We start from the raw sequence: 16,917 nt of genomic DNA, 5'->3' as shown, positions 1-16,917 counted from the left end.
ATCCACGCCGCGCTGACGGAACCACTTCGGCAGCAGCTCCTTCTCCACGCGCTCGCCCACTGCCGGCGCTCTGTCAATCAGCAGCTCTGCCATGCTCTCCGAGCAGTTCAATCCGCCCATCGCGCCGTCGAAGATAATGACCTTGTCCGTCCCCGTCATCTTATACGCGAACTCCATGGCCCCTTCCGTCGTCTTCGCGATGACCGCGTGATCCATGTACTTGATGTTCATCGGCTCCGTGTCAAACAGCTTCGCCTGCTCCGCTCCAACCACTACCGTCGGAATGTGCTCCGAGAAGAATGCAGACGGATAGCCGGTCCATGCGTAGTTGTGCACGCACATCTTGATTGCCGGGTTCATCGGCGGGATTTCCTTCAGCAGAGGCTTCCCGTTCTTCCCGTAGAATGCCTCTGTGTACCACGTGTACGCCGGCAGCGGCGTGTTGTCCATGTCGTATAGGTCTGTGTTCGCACCTGCAAAGTTTGCATAAATCACGCCTGCGGAGAACACGTACGGCACCGGGCACGGGAAGTCCAGAACCGCGATGCACTCGTCAATCTCTCCGAACAGCGTCATAATCTTGCCGTAAATCTGGCACCCGATAAACGTCGCCCGGTCATTCACCGCATACAGGTCGTTGTCCGCGTCCACGCCGATTACCCCGTGGGGGCCCACGTTCATGAACGCCGCGAACGCAAACTTGCTCTGCACGAACTCCGACTCGAAAATCGCACGCGCCGTGAAGTTTGCCGCCCGGGGGCCCAGGTTCTGGTGATATGTCGACCGGGACTCAATCCGCGCGTAGGACATGGAGAACGGCTTCACCGCCTTGTCAATCTGACGGTGGAAGTGCACTTCACGCACGTCCGTGTGATGCGCATGGATGATCCAGTCCGCATCGTATACTGCCTTGATGCCGTACAGCGTCCCCACTTCCGTCTCGATGGGAATCCCCTCGTCCACCGGCGCCACGCCCTTCACCTTGCCCTCATAGTAGGTATCCAGGCCGTACCGCTTCATGTATTCCTCGGTCTCACGGAACCGCATGCCAACGCCCGCCCGCAAACGCACATTCTTGCACCCGGTCTTCTCAATCACCACATCCCGGATCGCCTTCAGCAAAATCGCATACGGCTGGCCGCCGAACAGCGTGAACCCGTGGTGGGACGCCAGCACGTTCACCGACTGCTCCGGCTTGATCATGCTCATGTCTACCTTCCGCAGTTCCCTCTTCGCCAATTCATACAGCTTATCCAGCGCTCCCTCCGGGCCCGGATAAATCACATCCGGCAGATCCGGGAACAGCTCCTGCAGCTTCAGTGACACCATTCCCGGCATCTCTGCTACCCGCTTCTTCACCAGCGCCGGGTCAATTCCGTACTGAGACGGCTTCGGCGCAATCGGCATAATGGGCGCGTGCATCATCTCTTTCTTTTCCATCTTACTTCTCCTCCTCCGGACGTACCTTGACCACCTTATCCAGCAGCGCTTTGTCCTCGTCGAAATAGAAGCCCCGGGAGTTGTACTTCTCCTTCACTTCCTCCGGCATATCCCATGCCGTCACCGTTACGCCGTACCACTGATATCCGTTCGGATTCGGATGCAGCTCGTTCCCGGCCGCCTGCACCAGTCGCAGCAGAGGCTGTATGCACTCTATCGTGCACCCCGTCCGCATGCCCGTCATCGCAGATACTTCCTCCGGCGTTGTGGCGCCGCTCAGCAGCGCTGCCGCCACCTCTTCCGCACGCACGCCCACGCAGTAGCACAGCACCTGCTCCGGGTTCAGGTGTGCCTTCTCGCACAGTGCCCGGATTTCCTCATAGTCGAACTTGCTCACATCCACTCCAACTTCGAACGGATCGTCCCGCTCCACCATCTTGATCGCGTATCGCGGGCACCGGTCTGCGCAGTTTGCGCACGCCATGCACTTTGCCGGGTCTGAATGGGCTTTCCGGTCGTTTACCTGAATTGCATACACCGGGCACACCTTTTCACAAATCTTGCACCCGATACACAATTCCTCGTTCACGACCGCTTTCAGGGTTACTTTCTTCACGTTCGTTCCTCCTTTTTCCTATCCTCTTTTGTCGTTCTTTCCGGTTCCCCGGGAATTACACAAATTTTACGCTGACACTGCCCATGCCGCAGAAGCTGGCCGTAAAGCAGTCACCTGCCTGGGCAGGCAGCGCGGCCGTCAGGGCACCGGCCAGCACAATGCTGCCAGCCTCCAGCTCAATTCCATATGCAGACAGCGCATTACCCAGCCATGCCACGGCCGCCGCTGGATTGCCCCACACCTCTGCAGTTGTGCCGCTGTTCACCAGTTCGCCGTTCTTTTCCAGGGTCATGCCGGTCAGCCGCATATCCACATGTTCAATAGGCGTCATCCGGCTGCCCACCACCAGGCGGGCGGAGGATCCATTGTCGGCGATGGTATCCACCAGTTTAATCTTCCAGTCCTTGATACGGGAGTCTACAATCTCCAGTGCCGGCACCACATAATCAGTCGCATCGTATACGTCGGCAATCGTCAGGCCCGGTCCCTTCAGAGTCTTCTTCAGGCAAAAGGCCACTTCGCCCTCCACCTTAGGCTGATTCATCTCCTTAACGGGGCAGGGCTGACCCTCCAGCAACAGCATCCGGTCCGTCAGGTGACCATAATCCGGGACATCTACACCAAGCAGCTGCTGCATGCCCTTGCTGGTCAGGCCAATTTTCATGCCCACCAGTTTTTCGCCCTGGGCCTTGCGCCGCTCAATGTTTTTCAGCTGGATGGCATAGGCGTCATCCACCGTCATGTCAGGGTTCTCGCTGCTGATCATGGGAATCTGGTAGACGCCCTCTTCCGCCGCATACAGTGCGTCAGCCGCCTTCTGAATATCCATAAATCTCACGCTTCCTTTCTGATCATTCTGTTTTGCTATCCTCACGCCTCCGGGTGATGTCCGGCATGCGCATGATACCACTCTTTGTTGTTTCGCCACTTTTCACCCAAAATACCGGCCAAAGTCTCCGCGATTTCCACCTTGCTCCGCCCCTCTGTCAGCAGCTGCGCCATAATCGGTGCGGTCATCTCTACTTCGTCATGGGGGCCCGGCAGTGTGACCAGCGTGGACAGCCCCACCTGGCCCACGCCAATCCGGACACCGTCTTTCACGTGCCGGCCGTGGCCCTTTTCATATTTTACAATGTACGGCGCCGCCGCCTCGGGATCCACCTGCAGCACACTCTCCACAGAGTGATCTTTGTCCTCGGCCCCCACACCGCCGCTGGTGACAATCAATCCAAATCCGCGGGACAGGGCATCCGACAGGCACTCTGCCATGATCTCTTCATCATCCGGAATCACGTTGCCCACCGTTACCGTATAGCCGTAACTCTCCAGGACTGACTTGATGTAGGGGGTATTGGTATCCTCAATCAGGCCCTGCTCCAGCTCAAAGCCGGTGGGAAACACGATTGCCCGGTGTCCCACCTTCTCCATGATTTCATTACGCATGGTGTCCACCCGCTGCAGCACTGCCTGTGGATCCTCGCCATGGGCACAAATCAGGCCCAGGATGCCGTTGGAGTGAATGTATGTATCCGGCGTCAGATGGACGCCGGGAACCGCTGACAGCGCCTCCAGCAGTTCCTCCTCCTTACCCATGATGTTCTCCTGCTGGACCTCTTTTTCCACCAAGTCAAAAGTGATGTGGCTGGGCCGTACATCCACCACCATTACCTTATCTTCCGGAAGTCCCAGCACCCGCGCCACGGCGGCGGCCAGTTCTGTCAGGTTGGTCTGCTCCAGCGTAATCTCGTTCACCCAGAGTTCTGTTTTTTCCAATAAGTTCAGGCTGCTCATGCCTTCATTTCCTCCACAACATCCAATTTCATATCCAAAAGGCCCGCATCCACAATCTCCTTGCCGATGCACAGAAGATCCACGCCCCGCCGGGCCATATCCGGAATGTCCGCAATGTGTACGTTTCCGGCAAAGGCCACCTGAATCTGCTCCCGGGCACCTAACTGCGCAAGTTCCGCCTGGCAGGCCTCCAGATCCTCCAGCCTGCCCGTATCCACCATTAAAATATTGGCACCGCCGGCCAGTGCCTGCCGTGTCTCCTCCTGTACCGGACAGGTCATGCCCTTAATCTGGATGATCTTCGTCGGCTCTGTCTGTTCTGCTACCGCTTCCAGAGCCGCTGGAATCGAACCAAACATCCGGATAAAATTTTTGTCAATGTACAGCATCGGCGGCTGGCAGATTCGGAAGCTGGCACCGCCAGTGGAAATCGCCTGCCGCACCATGCTCTTCAGACTCGGCGGCATCTTCTTCCAGGAACCCGACACAATCTGCACACTGCCCGCAGCGGCATCGACCGCCCGCTTTGCTGCAGTGGCAATCCCGGATGCCTTCGCCAGTGTTCCAATGATCTGCTCCTCCGCCATGGCAATTTGCTTGGGACACGCCACCAATTCTGCAAAGGGGACACCCTCTTTCAATCGGCCGCCCTCGTCGCAGGCACATTTCCATTCCAGCCCAAGGGTTTCCGCCGTTTTTGCAGCTTCTGCGGCTCCCGATAAGATACCATCCCGCTCCGGCGTCAGCACCGCCCGGTATTTCCGATCACGGATTCCCGCAAATATTTGATCCCGCACATCTACCATAGCAGGCTCCCTCCCTTTTATCGTTCGTTAATATCAAACATCGTTTTAGGCTTTGCGTACTGTAAAAGGGCGCTACGGCCCTTTTCGCTTCGTATTGTCACAGCGCAAATGCATCATCAACAGCACCCGTCAATGACTCAGCCGGTCAGTCGTTGAAGCTCCTCCCCCAACTGCCGAATTGCTTTTTCCAAGTATACCTGCATGGGCTGCAAAGGGCCGACTGCCAAACGGATACTGCACCGCTGAGACGGCAGCAGAATCTTCACCGCATCACTTCCGCCCACAGCAGCCGCCATAGCCGGTGTCAACTCCCCCAGCAGTCCGTTGCCCACTAAAATTGCGATGGGTCCGAGAATCACCTGCATCCGGCTGGCGTTATATACGATTGCATTCTCCCCAGTCGCACCGTCATTGGCTCCTGCTCTCATCATCACAGCAGTTGCCGCGGAATTTGTACCCAACGCCCGCACATGGAGATCCGGATATGCCCGTTTGATGTGTTCCACCAGCGCACGGCCCACGCCGCCGCCTTGTCCATCAATGACGGCAACTTTGATCTCTTCCCGTTTCATCCGTTTCTTAACCCCCATGTCCGTAGTGGTCGGCAACACGGCAGGTTCTCCGCAAGATAACCGACAAAGTGCAAGGATCTTTTGCATGTATACCCACAGATCCCTCTAATTATGCTTACATTATATTTTATTTCACGATTTCACGTACACTATATACCTTTTTGTCTTTTTCAGTCAATAGTAATTCGGTATTAACAAACAACTTTTGTTAATATCGGATAATTTCACTTTTTATTTTTGGTAACGGCATCACTTGATTTTTGTTAGGAAGCTTGCTATACTGAATATTAATTATAACAATGTAGTCAGAAGACTGCATTTGGTTCAGAAGAACCTTTTTCTTTGCTGGATGCTTTTTATGTTTGTTTCTATATGCTTTTGCGGAACAAAAGTTTCGTAAAATGTCAGAAGACATACCTTTTGGTATGCCTTTTTTCTTTTGCTTATTTTGAATCTGGAGGAGCTTTTTATGGATCTCAAAACTTTTTTTACAGAAAATCCCTGTGGAGCGCTTGCCTATTCCGGGGGAACGGATTCTTCCCTGCTGGTCTGGGCAGCCATGGAGTATGGCAAGGACTGGCATGCCTATTATGTCCACTCGGCCTTTCAGCCCGCATTTGAGCTGACGGACGCCCGGCAAATCGCCTTCCAATGCAGCATGCCTCTTACCATCATCGAAGGAGACATTCTGCAGTATCCGGAAGTTGTCGCCAATCCGGCAGACCGCTGCTATTACTGCAAGCGCCGGGTCTTTTCCATGATTCAGCATCAGGCTGCGGCAGATGGCTATACGCTTTTGATTGACGGCACCAATGCCTCCGATGACGAGGGGGACCGCCCCGGCATGAGGGCCCTGCGGGAGCTGGAAGTCCGCTCTCCCCTGCGGGAATGTGGACTGACCAAGAGCGATGTCCGGGCACTGTGCCGGGAAGCCCACCTGTTTGTCTGGAACAAGCCCTCCTATGCCTGCCTGGCCACCCGAATTCCCACTGGCACGCCCATTACTGACGAGGCGCTCCGGAAGGTGGAGCAGGGGGAAAATCTTCTTGCTTCCCTGGGCTTCCAGAACTTCCGCATCCGGCTCCACGGCCAGGCCGCAGTGATTCAGGTAACGGCGGATCAGCTTTCTTATGCTTGGGAAATTCGGGAAAAAATTCAGAATCGGCTCGCCCCTGTTTTCCCTCTAGTCACTTTGGATCTCACACCGCGGAAGCGGAACAGTTGAAGGGAGCGCATATAAATGGCAACCAAACATGACATTCTCTCTGTCCTGCAGGAGGTGCGGGATGGGGAAATCTCCCCGGAGGACGCACTGCTGCGGCTGAAGCTGGCCCCCTTTGAGGACTTGGGCTACGCCAAGGTGGATTACCACAGAGCTGTCCGCCAGGGGGTTCCTGAGGTCATTTACGGCCAGTCCAAAACCCGGGAGCAGATTGCCGGTATTCTGGACTCCATGGAAAAGCGGGGCGCCACCAATATCCTGGTCACCCGAATTGGGCAGGAGGTGGCCGATTACCTGTCCGGGCAATTTCCGCTCCGGTACGAGCCCCTGGCAAAGCTGGCTGTGGCCCTGCCGGAAGCTGTGGAGGGCCGCGGTTCCATCGTGGTGGCCACCGGCGGCACCAGCGACATGGGCGTGGCGGAGGAGGCGGCCATCACCGCGGAGACTCTGGGCAACCGGGTCACCCGGCTTTATGACGTGGGCGTGGCGGGGCTGCACCGGCTCCTCTCCAATCTGGAGCCTCTGATGAGCGCACGGGTGGTTATCGCCGTGGCCGGCATGGAGGGCGCGCTTGCCAGTGTGGTTGGCGGCCTTGTGGACTGCCCCGTAATCGCTGTACCCACCAGCGTCGGATACGGCGCATCCCTCGGCGGTATTTCCGCCCTGCTTTCCATGCTGAACTCCTGCGCCAGCGGGACCAGTGTGGTGAATATCGACAACGGCTTCGGCGCAGGCTTTCTGGCCAGCCGCATCAATCAAATGGAGAGTGCGAAAGAATGAAAACACTGTATCTGGAATGCAACATGGGGGCTGCCGGCGACATGCTGATGGCAGCCTTGTATGAATTGATGCCCCAAGCGGAGCAGGCCCGCTTTCTGGAGACGATGAACCGCCTGTTCCCCGGTGTGGAGGTCTCTCCCCGGCAGGCGGCCACCTGCGGCATCACCGGAACCCATATGGACGTCACCATCCGCGGGCAGGAGGAGCACAGCCATGACATTGCTTTGGGCTGTGGTCAGGATACAGTCCACGCCCATGTCCACGAGACCAGCCATGACGAGGCCCATCACAGCCACTGTCATGAGCACGAACCTTGCCATGATGAACATCACCACGACCACGAGCATGAGCATCATCACGACCACTGTCATGACCACGGCCATGAACATGCTCATGACCATGCACACAGCCACCACCACACCGCTCCCGCGGATGTGGCCGCAATTCTGGATGCGTTGGATGTCCCCGAGGAGGTAAAGACCGCCGCCAAAGCCATCTACAGCCGCATCGCCCAGGCCGAGTCCAAGGCCCACGGCATGCCGGTAGAGCAAATTCACTTCCATGAAGTGGGCGCTCTGGACGCGGTGGCGGACGTCACCGGCGTGTGCCTGGCGCTTCACCTGCTGCATCCGGACCGCATTGTGGCCTCCCCCATTCATCTGGGCAGCGGTCAGGTCCGCTGTGCCCACGGCATTGTGCCGGTTCCCGCCCCCGCCACCTCTCACCTGCTGGAGGGAATCCCCTGCTATACCGGGGACATCCGCGGTGAGCTGTGCACCCCCACCGGAGCTGCCCTGGTATCCCATTTTGCCCAGGAGTTCGGCCCCATGCCGGTGATGTGCCTGGAAAAGACCGGCTATGGCATTGGAAAGAAGGAATTTCCCGCCGCCAACTGCGTCCGTGCCTTTTGGGGAGAAGCCGGCGACCCCCAGCAGGCGGAAATCGTGGAGCTCTGCTGCCACATTGACGACATGACGGCGGAGGCCCTGGCTTTTGCCGGGGAACAGCTGCTGGCCATGGGCGCTCTGGACATCTCCGCCGCACCCCTGACCATGAAAAAGGGCCGGGCCGGTGTCAGCTATACCGTGCTCTGCAAGCCCAGGGACGAAGAGCGTCTCGCCCATGCCATTCTGCGGGAGACCAACACCAACGGCGTCCGCGCCCGTCGCTGCCGGAAGTATATCCTGACGCCTTCCGTCCGTTCCGTGGAAACCGCCTATGGTTCCATCCGCGTGAAATGTGCTGATGGAGAGGGCATTCATCGGGAAAAGCCGGAGTACGACGATGTGGCCGCCGCGGCGAAAAACGCAGGTCTTCCCTTCCAGCGGGTCTGGGAGGATGTGCTGACCGCCATGAAGGAGGGACGTCATGAATAAGGAATTGTGGGAAAAAGCCGTGGCCTTCCACGGCCATGAGTGCCCGGGGTTGGCCCTTGGGGTGCGGCTTTGCGAATATGTCCAGCAGAAGCTGGGGCTGGGCGTCTCTCACGATGAGGAGCTGGTGTGCATTGCGGAGACGGACTCCTGCCCCGTGGATGCCGTGCAGGCAATATTGAGCTGCACCGTCGGCAAAGGGAATCTCCTTTACCGCCCCACCGGCAAAACCGCCTATAACTTTTATAACCGCACTACCGGAACCAGTGTCCGGGTGGTGGTTCGCCGAAACAGCACGGAGTTGACTCGGGAGGAGCGCATGCGCCAGATTCTGGAGGCGCCGCTTGAAGCGCTGTTCACCACCACCGAGGTCAAATATCCCGTACCGGAGACCGCCCGGATTTTCAACACCCTCACCTGCGCGCTCTGCGGCGAGGGTGTGGCTGAACACATGGCCCGTCTTCAGGACGGCAAGGTGGTCTGCCTTCACTGTTTCCGTGCCTATGACCGCTGATTTGACATAACAGAAAGGAATCCTCTCATGAAACGTTTTTCCTGCATGCTTCTCTCCCTGCTTTTGCTCCTGTCTCTGGCCGCCTGCGGACAGCGCGGCGGACCCGCGGACGACGGCGCTGCAAAGGATGCCGAGGAAGCCGCGCCCCCTGCCTCCCGCATGGTGGTAGACAGCTTCGGCCGGGAGGTAGAAATCCCCGGCGAGGTCAAAACCATCGTCTGCACCGGCTCCGGTGCCCTGCGGATGATCTCCTATCTCCAGTGTACCGACCGCCTTCTCGGCGTGGAGGACACGGACAAGGAGTATGAGACCTCCACTCTTCGGGACTATGCCCATGTCAATTACGATATATTTAAGGACCTGCCCTCCATTGGCAAGGGCGGCGGCACTGCCAACACCGCCTATGTGGAGGAGCTGATTCAGCTTCAGCCTGACGTCATTCTCTCCGGCTATAATGAGGAAGCCCTGGAAGATCTTGCCCAGGCCACCGGTATCCCTTGCGTCTCCATCCGTGCCAAGAGCATTAACTTCATCGACGACAGCTTCTATACCGCCATGCGGGTAGCGGCTGATGTTTTGGGCGTTCAGGACCGTTGTGAGGAAGTGCTCACCTATATCGACAATGCCAAGGCGGATCTGTCCGCCCGGACGGCGGACATTCCCGATGCGGAAAAGCCCGCCTGTTACACCGGCGCCGTCACCTTCTCCGGATCCCACGGCTTCACCGGCACCTATTCCAACTTTGGTCCCTTCATGGCCATCGGCGCCAAAAATGTCGCCGATGAGGCAGGGGAAACCGGATACTTCGACGCAGACCCGGAAAAGATCGTGGCCTGGGACCCGGACCTCATCTTTTTGGATCCCGGCAATATGGATCTGGTGCGGGACGAGTACAAGACCAACCCCGGGTATTTTGACGCCCTGCGGGCCGTGCAGGAGGGGAATCTTTACAGCTGCGTCTCCTTCAACAACTATTCCACCAACGTGGGATACGCCCTGGCGGACGCCTACTACGCCGGCATCGTGATGTTTCCGGACCAGTTTGCGGATATTGAAATCGCCGCCAAAACCGACGAGATTCTGACCTTCCTGCTGGGAGACGCCTATTATGATGAGATGGCTGCTGACGGCCTCTCCTTCGGAGTGATTGAACTTGGAGCATAAACACCCCCGTTCTGACGCGGCAGCGCCCGTGAGCTATGACCTCTTTCTTCGCCGGAAGTGGACGGCGCTGGCCGCCCTGCTGGCGGTTCTGATTGCACTGGTGCTGTTTTCCCTGACCACCGGCTCCTCGGGCATCACACTTCGCCAGGTGCTGGAAACTGTTCTGGGCCGCGGCACCGCCCAAACCGAGGCCATTGTCTTTCGTGTGCGTCTGCCCCGGGTGGCCACCGCCGTGGTCGTGGGGGCCGCTTTGGCCCTTTCCGGCTGTGCCATGCAGAATGTCCTCCACAACCCACTGGCCTCCGCCTCCACCCTGGGCGTATCTCAGGGCGCGGCCTTCGGCGCAGCCCTTGCCATCATCGCCCTGGATGCAGGTGTGCAGAATGTGGCCAACGCCGGCACCGCCATCACCATCAGTTCCCCCGGCACCGTGACGGTCTGTGCCTTTGCCGGCGGCCTTGCAACCACGGTGTTCGTGCTGGCTCTCAGCCGCCTGCGGGGCGTATCGCCCGCCACCATGATTCTGGCAGGTGTGGCCCTGAGCTCCATGTTCACAGGTGCCACTACGCTGCTGCAGTACTTTGCCGACGATGTGCAGGTCGCAACCGTGGTCTACTGGACATTCGGCGATCTGGGTCGTCCCGGCTGGCGGGAAATTGCCATGATTGGCCTGACCAGTCTGGCCGCTCTGCTGTTTTTTCTTTGGAACCGTTGGAATTACAATGCGCTGGAAAGCGGTGCCGCCACTGCGAAAAGCCTGGGCGTCAATGTGGAGCTCCTGACCTATGCCAGTATGGCGGCCTGTACGCTGATTGCCGCCATGAGCGTTGCGTTTGTGGGCGTTATCAGCTTTGTCGGTCTGGTCGCCCCCCATATGATCCGGCGCTTTACCGGAAATGACTATCGCTTTTTGATTCCGGGTTCCGCTCTGGGCGGCAGCATTTTGCTGCTGCTTGGAGATCTGGTGAGCAAAAGCATTCTTTCCCCCATTGTGCTGCCCATCGGCGCCATCACCTCCTTCCTGGGTGCACCACTGTTTCTTTGGATGCTGTTTAAAGGGAGGGAGCGCCTATGATGACGGTTGAACATCTGAATTTTTCCTATCCCTGCGGCAGGCAGATTTTAAAGGACATCTCCTTCTCTGCCGAGAGCGGCGCATTTCTGGCCATTCTCGGAAATAACGGCGCCGGGAAAAGCACGCTGCTCAAATGCTTTGACCACATTCTGCGTCCACAGAGCGGATCCGTCCTGGTGGACGGCACGGATCTTTTGACACTCTCTCTGAGCGAGCTTGCCAAGCAGGTTGCATTTGTGGCACAGGGTGCCAGCGGCGCCCGGCTGACCGTGTATGATATGCTTCTGCTGGGCCGGAAGCCCTATATCAAATGGGGCATCAGCCAGCGGGATCGCGGAATCGCAGATGATACCCTCCGCCAGATGGGTCTGGATCATCTGGCCATGCGGTACCTGGATCAGCTCTCCGGCGGTGAGCAGCAAAAGGTGCTGCTGGCCCGTGCTTTGGTGCAGGAGCCTAAGGTGCTGCTGTTGGATGAGCCCACCAGCAATCTGGATCTCCGGAACCAATATGAGGTGTTGGGACTGGTGCGGCACGTGTGCCGGGAGCGGGGTATTACCGCGGTGGTGGTAATCCACGATTTGAACCTGGCCCTCCGCTTCTGTGACCGTTTTTTGTTTCTCCACGGCGGAACGGTGTTTGCCGCGGGGGATGCGGCGGTGGTGAACCCGGAAAACATCCGCACCGTCTACGGAATGGATGCCGCGGTAGAGCACATTGACGGTAAGCAAGTCGTCATTCCCCTGCCGTAATCATGTTTTCAGACAAGGACAGTCCTCCGGCCGTCCTTGTCTTTTTTTCTTGCATCCGTTAAAATAAATTATCCGGTCTTTTGTAAAAACCTGAAGAAATTCCAACCGTCACATCGTATGATACATGTTGGATGACAAAAGGAGGTGGCGGTGGAACGTGACAAAGGACGCCTTTTCTCAGTTGATGGCCCAATATGAGCGTCTGATCTACACCATCTGTTTTCAGCTGGTTCGGGATCCGGGTATTGCGGAGGATTTGACGCAGGAAACCTTTCTCTCCGCCTACCTCCACCAGGATACCATGCCAGCCGGCTATGAGCGGCAATGGCTGGGGCGCATCGCCGCCAACAAGGCCAAGGATCATCTGCAAAGTGCCTACCACTGCCGCACCGTCCTTCCGGGAGACGAGGGCCTGCCGCCCGGTTTGGCACCGCCGGCCGAGGAAGTGGCTCTGCGGCGCAGCGGCGCGGCAGATTTGGCGGGTTTTATTCACAGTTTGAAAGAACCTTACCGGCTGGTGTGCCAATTGTGTCTTCTGGAGGAAAAGTCTCCAGAGGAGGCGGCCCTGGCCCTTGGCAGACCCGTAAAAACGATACATACGCAGCTCTCCCGGGGTAAACGCCTTTTGCGAGAGCAGCTTGAAAGGAGGAAGCAGGATGGAACAGTTTGACTGCGGCGGGCACTTGACAGACGAGGTTCTGCTGTGCCTGATCCGGGAGGCGCCTATGGATGAACTTGCGCGCCTGGAAATTGCCGAGCACCTGGCCTATTGCGACATCTGTCTCCAGCGGTATACGGAGCTGCTGGCGGACACCCCTCTGCTGACACCAGGCCGGAGCTGTCAGGATACCCTGTGGCAGAAACTCCGCCGGCGGACTATCCGGATAGTCACCAGCCGGTATGCCACCGCGGCGGCCGCCGTCACCCTGGCCCTGACCATGCTGTGGAGCAGCACAGCCCTTCCCGGTCAGGGCGAAGAACACCATCGCTTTCTTCAGGAGGCCGGCAGTGCCGTTACAGAGCGGGTGCGCAGCCTCCCATCGCGCTGGAACGATTCTCTCAGCGGCGCCCTTTCCGATATCAACCTTTTTTTTGACACCATCGGCGGCAACAGGCCGCAGACCAATCAAGGAGGAACTCACTCATGAGACAAAAACACGGACTGCTCCTGTTTCTTGCCACCTGTATTCCCGGATGCGGGCAGATGCACCAGGGGTATATGAAGCGGGGAATTTCCCTGCTGCTGATTTTCTGCGGAATCTTTGCCCTGGCGGTTTTCCTGGAGGAAGGTGCCTTGACCACATTTATGGTTGTGGTGTGGCTGTACGCATTTTTTGACAGTTACAATCTCCGCGCCCGCATTGCCGACAGCACCGCGTCGGAGGACGCCTTTCTCTTTGGCCTCTCCGAAATGGACAGCGAGCAGCTGACGGCCCTTTTCCGCAAGCGCCATAGTCTCATCGGCTGGGGGCTGGTGCTCGCAGGCGTCTATCTGCTGTACCGCACGGTTGTGGACTGGCTTTTGGAGCTGCTGCAGAGCTTCTTCGATATCTGGTGGCTGCACAGGCTGCTGATATACAGTCTCCCGCGGCTGCTGTTCACCGTGGTGATTATTGGCTTGGGATTGTGGTTTATCCGCGGCCCTAAAAAACGTCCTTCTGCGGATATTCCCGTCTTTGTTCCCCCGGCTGCCGATGATGAGGCAGCGCAGGCAAAGGCCGGATCGTCTCCCGCCGCTGCTACGGAGGAGGATTGTACCGTTCCGGAAGCACGCGGAGAGGAGGTCCCCCAGGATGGCGAAGTTCTCTGATTCCACACGTTCTCCTGTGTCGGAACCAGCCGCTGGACGGCGGGTAGGCACGGTTACCTTTGGGCTGGTACTGCTTGTCAGCGGCATCGTAATGCTCATCTCTATGTTTGCGCCCCAGCTGGATTTTACGTGGGTACTGAAGGGTGCGCCTTTGATGCTGGTGAGCCTGGGAGTGGAAACTCTGCTGGCTGCACGCGGCGGCGGACGGTTCCAATACGACTGGGTTGGCATGCTTCTCTGTTTTCTGCTGGTAGGGACGGCTATCGTACTGTATGTGCTGTCTTGGCTGCTTATCCACAGCGACCTTCTCCGCTGCCATCCCTGAACAATATAAAAAACCCTGTGTCCGGCTGTCGATACACACCGGGCACAGGGTTTTTTTGAATGATGCCATGTTGAAAAGCCGCTCCGGCATCGTGCAGCAAAAAGAGGTTCCGCTGCTTATCCACGATTTCAACGGGGTTAGAGCAGCGCCGCCACCATCCAGACAAGGCCGATACCTCCGGCGCCAAGCAGCGTGTAAACCGCCGGACTCAAATCCTGCCACGCCCGGCTGAACCGCCCGTGGTCACCGCCGGCATAGTTTCGCGCCACCCGTTTTGCCTCCTCCACCAGGTCCCGGGCCGTCACGCCCTCCCCAGCTGCGTCGTTCCGCACGATAAAAATTGCCTGTTCAAAATACCTCTGATCCGGGGAATCCACCACAACCACACGTCTGGAAATACCTTTCACCATCTGCTTTGCGCCTCCTGTGTCTCACAGTTTGATGCTTCCATTTTGTCACAGGCCGGGAAAATTTATACCACGCTTATGTCTTTTTTACCCCTTCTTTTGGCAGATATAAAACCTGAATGCCGCAGTCGTCCTGAAGTCCCTCTCTCCGGATACTTTCCGACAGAATCACCCCTGCCAATTCTTGTGGATCCTCGCCATCCCAACCGGCAAGCAAGTCCTGCAGCCAGTCGTCCCGCCCCGGATCTGCCACACCGTCGCTGATCATGACAGCGAATGTGCCGCGCTCCAGTGTCAGCCGCGTAACGTCCGGCGCTGCGGGGGCACCCCGGAGACCTGCCGGAAGGGTTCCACCGGTGATACGGCGGACCGTTCCGCCTTTTTTCAGATAGCTGGGCGCTGCTCCGAATTTATACAGCGCGGCCTCCCCAGTCTCCGGGCAGCAGGTTAAAAGGTCAATGGTGGTGAAGCTTCCAGTATCTGCTCCCCGCAGCGTCATAGCGGAGTTGAGTGTTTTCAGCGCAGCCTCCGGCTCAATGCCAGCCTCCAGAAACTGCCGCATCAGACGGCAGACCAGTGCTGACTCCTTCCTGGCTGCCTCACCGCTGCCCATACCGTCTGCCAGCATCAGGCACCAAAGTCCTTCTGTCCGGAAGGAAACCAGTGTATCTCCACAGGCTTTTTCCCCGCTTTTGGGTCGCAGGGCCGCTCCCACCCGGCAGGTTGGTTCCCCGCCAGAGACTGGAATACTTTTTCCCAGTCCGGCAGCCGTGGCTGTCAATAGCTCACTGAGCTGAGCATATTGCCCCCGGGCGCTGCGGCGCGTCTCCTCCAGCTGCCGCCGGTACTGCTGCCGCAGCAAAAAGGCAGAGAGTTCTCCGTTGACCGCTGTCAGAAAGTCCGTCAGGTGAATGCACCGGTCCGCAAAATATCCAGGGAAATCCTTGGCCATAGCCCTGCCCCGCTCCAGAAGATAAGGTGTAGCATCGTTAAGGGCGTTAAAGGTCCCCGTATATTCTCTCTGCCAGCATAACTCGCAAAGCGCGCAGCTCCTGCATACCTTTTCTGCCGCCCGGTCAAACACAATAGCCGGATTCTCGTCGGTGGAAGGAGGCGCTCCACGGCCCATGCTGTCATATAAGTCCCGCAGGGCAGCCGCCGTCCGCGTCAATTGCTCCTTCAGCTTATCCATCGCAGATCCTGTGGCTTCTGCTGTATCGGCTTTTTTCAGGACCCGCTTACCACCGAATATCCGGCCCGGCAGCAGGAGAAAGAGCCCCGCGCCAAAAGCCGCCTCCAGAAGCAGCGGCTCTGTCAGGGAATGGGCTGCCGGGAGCAGGGTTACCAGCGTTGCAGCCAAAAAGATCCCTGCCGCCGTACCTCTGCGGCATCCGCTTCTGCTTCCTGCCGCCAAACCGGCCACACCATAGGCGGCGCTGAACAAAACCGTTCCGCTTCCCGTACAGAAATCCACCGCCAAGCCCACGCCAAGCCCTGCGGCCGCCCCTACAATGGCCCCCCGCTGATACGAAGTGAATAGCAGCAGCAGGCAAAGCAGGATCCGCCCCACAGACAGTTCCATTACTATCAAGTTTTCCAAGGCCAGCAGCAGCGAAGCCGCCAAAAACAGCAGGCTGTCCGGATCCAACCGTTCCTTCCCTGCTGCCAGCAGCGGTCTGTAAAACCAAGTTGATGCGCCAACCAGCACTGTGGCCGCCGCACAGGGTGCAATGTGTTCCATGGGAGAGAGGGACTGTATCACATAAATACCTGCCACCGCCAAAAACAATCCGGCGCTGGCCACCGGCAGCAGCCAAGGTCTGTCCGCCAGCCGAACTCCCCGGAAAGCCGTGGCAGTGGCCACCAAAAGTACGGCTACCGCCAAGAAGGGCAGCGCATCGGTAAACTCCAGAAACAGTGCTGCCCCCACTCCTGTTCCCACCAGTGCGGCAATTCCCTCTCCACCCGGTCCGGCTGCCGCCACACAGCCCAAGGCAAAGGGCGCATAACCTCCCGGCGTTTGGCTGGCTGTCAGCGCCGCCGCCAGGAAAAAACGAATGCCCCAGGCCAACAGCCGCACGGTCTGCTCCCGTCCTAACGTAATCTGCGTGTGCTGCACTGGAAAGTCCCTCCTTGAAATTCGCCGCGTGTCCCGCGGCCTCGTGATTTTCCACCATTTTACAGCTTGTCCCTGGAAAATCCCGTCGGGAAAGGACGGGGAAAATAATTTTACCGTTTCATTGTCTCCATGCGCCTGTGGACTTTTCAAA

At 58.0% G+C, this 16,917-nt stretch carries 19 protein-coding genes; 11 read left to right on the top strand and 8 right to left on the bottom strand.

The window, feature by feature from the left end:
• The 6 genes from BMZ81_RS12850 to BMZ81_RS12825 all read right to left on the bottom strand — a co-directional run.
• A partial coding sequence (locus tag BMZ81_RS12850; protein WP_177187316.1) for a hypothetical protein occupies positions 1–1,440 on the bottom strand: 1,440 nt, incomplete at its 3' end.
• A gap of 1 nt (position 1,441) precedes the next feature.
• Entirely contained in the window at positions 1,442–2,056 is a 615-nt protein-coding gene (locus BMZ81_RS12845) for a 4Fe-4S binding protein (RefSeq protein WP_091132787.1), read from the bottom strand.
• Between the two features lie 55 nt (positions 2,057–2,111).
• Positions 2,112–2,885 (bottom strand): 2-keto-4-pentenoate hydratase, encoded by a 774-nt coding sequence (locus BMZ81_RS12840; protein ID WP_091132782.1) that lies wholly within the window; start codon positions 2,883–2,885, stop codon positions 2,112–2,114.
• A 41-nt stretch (positions 2,886–2,926) separates the two neighbouring features.
• On the bottom strand, positions 2,927–3,847 hold the full coding sequence (locus tag BMZ81_RS12835) for a molybdopterin-binding protein (RefSeq protein ID WP_091132780.1): 921 nt from the start codon (positions 3,845–3,847) through the stop codon (positions 2,927–2,929).
• Positions 3,844–4,653 carry a beta/alpha barrel domain-containing protein gene (locus tag BMZ81_RS12830; protein WP_091132778.1) on the bottom strand — a complete coding sequence of 270 codons (810 nt, stop codon included), beginning with the start codon at positions 4,651–4,653 and terminating at the stop codon, positions 3,844–3,846. Before BMZ81_RS12830 ends, BMZ81_RS12835 begins: the two co-directional genes overlap by 4 nt.
• A 137-nt stretch (positions 4,654–4,790) precedes the next feature.
• Positions 4,791–5,264, bottom strand: coding sequence for a DUF3842 family protein (locus BMZ81_RS12825; RefSeq protein WP_347498079.1), 474 nt, complete (start codon positions 5,262–5,264; stop codon positions 4,791–4,793).
• 430 nt (positions 5,265–5,694) lie between these two features.
• On the opposite strand from BMZ81_RS12825, the gene larE reads away from it, so the two are divergent.
• The 11 genes from larE to BMZ81_RS12770 all read left to right on the top strand — a co-directional run bounded on the left by larE (position 5,695) and on the right by BMZ81_RS12770 (position 14,240).
• On the top strand, positions 5,695–6,450 hold the full coding sequence (gene larE / locus BMZ81_RS12820) for an ATP-dependent sacrificial sulfur transferase LarE (protein ID WP_091132776.1): 756 nt from the start codon (positions 5,695–5,697) through the stop codon (positions 6,448–6,450).
• A 15-nt stretch (positions 6,451–6,465) separates the two neighbouring features.
• Complete coding sequence (larB, locus tag BMZ81_RS12815; protein WP_091132774.1) at positions 6,466–7,227, top strand: nickel pincer cofactor biosynthesis protein LarB; 762 nt, start codon at positions 6,466–6,468, stop codon at positions 7,225–7,227.
• The gene (gene larC, locus BMZ81_RS12810; RefSeq protein ID WP_091132772.1) at positions 7,224–8,603 is read left to right on the top strand and encodes a nickel pincer cofactor biosynthesis protein LarC; all 1,380 of its coding nucleotides are present in this window, start codon (positions 7,224–7,226) and stop codon (positions 8,601–8,603) included. The genes larB and larC overlap by 4 nt, the downstream gene beginning before the upstream one ends.
• Complete coding sequence (locus BMZ81_RS12805; RefSeq protein WP_091132770.1) at positions 8,596–9,114, top strand: FmdE family protein; 519 nt, start codon at positions 8,596–8,598, stop codon at positions 9,112–9,114. Before larC ends, BMZ81_RS12805 begins: the two co-directional genes overlap by 8 nt.
• A 27-nt stretch (positions 9,115–9,141) precedes the next feature.
• Complete coding sequence (locus BMZ81_RS12800) at positions 9,142–10,278, top strand: iron ABC transporter substrate-binding protein (protein ID WP_091132768.1); 1,137 nt, start codon at positions 9,142–9,144, stop codon at positions 10,276–10,278.
• Positions 10,268–11,353: a FecCD family ABC transporter permease gene (locus BMZ81_RS12795; protein WP_242942646.1), complete on the top strand. Its 1,086-nt coding sequence runs from the start codon at positions 10,268–10,270 to the stop codon at positions 11,351–11,353. The genes BMZ81_RS12800 and BMZ81_RS12795 overlap by 11 nt, the downstream gene beginning before the upstream one ends.
• On the top strand, positions 11,350–12,105 hold the full coding sequence (locus tag BMZ81_RS12790) for an ABC transporter ATP-binding protein (protein ID WP_091132765.1): 756 nt from the start codon (positions 11,350–11,352) through the stop codon (positions 12,103–12,105). The genes BMZ81_RS12795 and BMZ81_RS12790 overlap by 4 nt, the downstream gene beginning before the upstream one ends.
• 157 nt (positions 12,106–12,262) lie before the next feature.
• Positions 12,263–12,775, top strand: a complete 513-nt coding sequence (locus BMZ81_RS12785) for an RNA polymerase sigma factor (RefSeq protein ID WP_242942645.1) — start codon at positions 12,263–12,265, stop codon at positions 12,773–12,775.
• Positions 12,762–13,253, top strand: coding sequence for a hypothetical protein (locus BMZ81_RS12780; RefSeq protein WP_091132760.1), 492 nt, complete (start codon positions 12,762–12,764; stop codon positions 13,251–13,253). Before BMZ81_RS12785 ends, BMZ81_RS12780 begins: the two co-directional genes overlap by 14 nt.
• Positions 13,250–13,915, top strand: coding sequence for a hypothetical protein (locus tag BMZ81_RS12775; RefSeq protein ID WP_091132758.1), 666 nt, complete (start codon positions 13,250–13,252; stop codon positions 13,913–13,915). The genes BMZ81_RS12780 and BMZ81_RS12775 overlap by 4 nt, the downstream gene beginning before the upstream one ends.
• Positions 13,899–14,240: a hypothetical protein gene (locus BMZ81_RS12770; protein WP_091132755.1), complete on the top strand. Its 342-nt coding sequence runs from the start codon at positions 13,899–13,901 to the stop codon at positions 14,238–14,240. The genes BMZ81_RS12775 and BMZ81_RS12770 overlap by 17 nt, the downstream gene beginning before the upstream one ends.
• Positions 14,241–14,377: 137 nt before the next feature.
• Here BMZ81_RS12770 and BMZ81_RS12765 read toward each other — a convergent pair whose 3' ends face one another.
• Together BMZ81_RS12765 and BMZ81_RS12760 are read right to left on the bottom strand one after the other, a co-directional pair.
• The gene (locus tag BMZ81_RS12765; RefSeq protein WP_091132754.1) at positions 14,378–14,650 is read right to left on the bottom strand and encodes a hypothetical protein; all 273 of its coding nucleotides are present in this window, start codon (positions 14,648–14,650) and stop codon (positions 14,378–14,380) included.
• Positions 14,651–14,723: 73 nt separating this feature from the next.
• Positions 14,724–16,766: a SpoIIE family protein phosphatase gene (locus BMZ81_RS12760; RefSeq protein ID WP_091132751.1), complete on the bottom strand. Its 2,043-nt coding sequence runs from the start codon at positions 16,764–16,766 to the stop codon at positions 14,724–14,726.
• Positions 16,767–16,917: the final 151 nt, after the last annotated feature.

This window comes from Oscillibacter sp. PC13 (genome assembly GCF_900115635.1).
Classification (GTDB): domain Bacteria; phylum Bacillota; class Clostridia; order Oscillospirales; family Oscillospiraceae; genus Oscillibacter.
The sequence above is the reverse complement of the archived record's forward strand: the minus strand, read 5'-3'. Positions and strand labels throughout refer to the sequence as shown.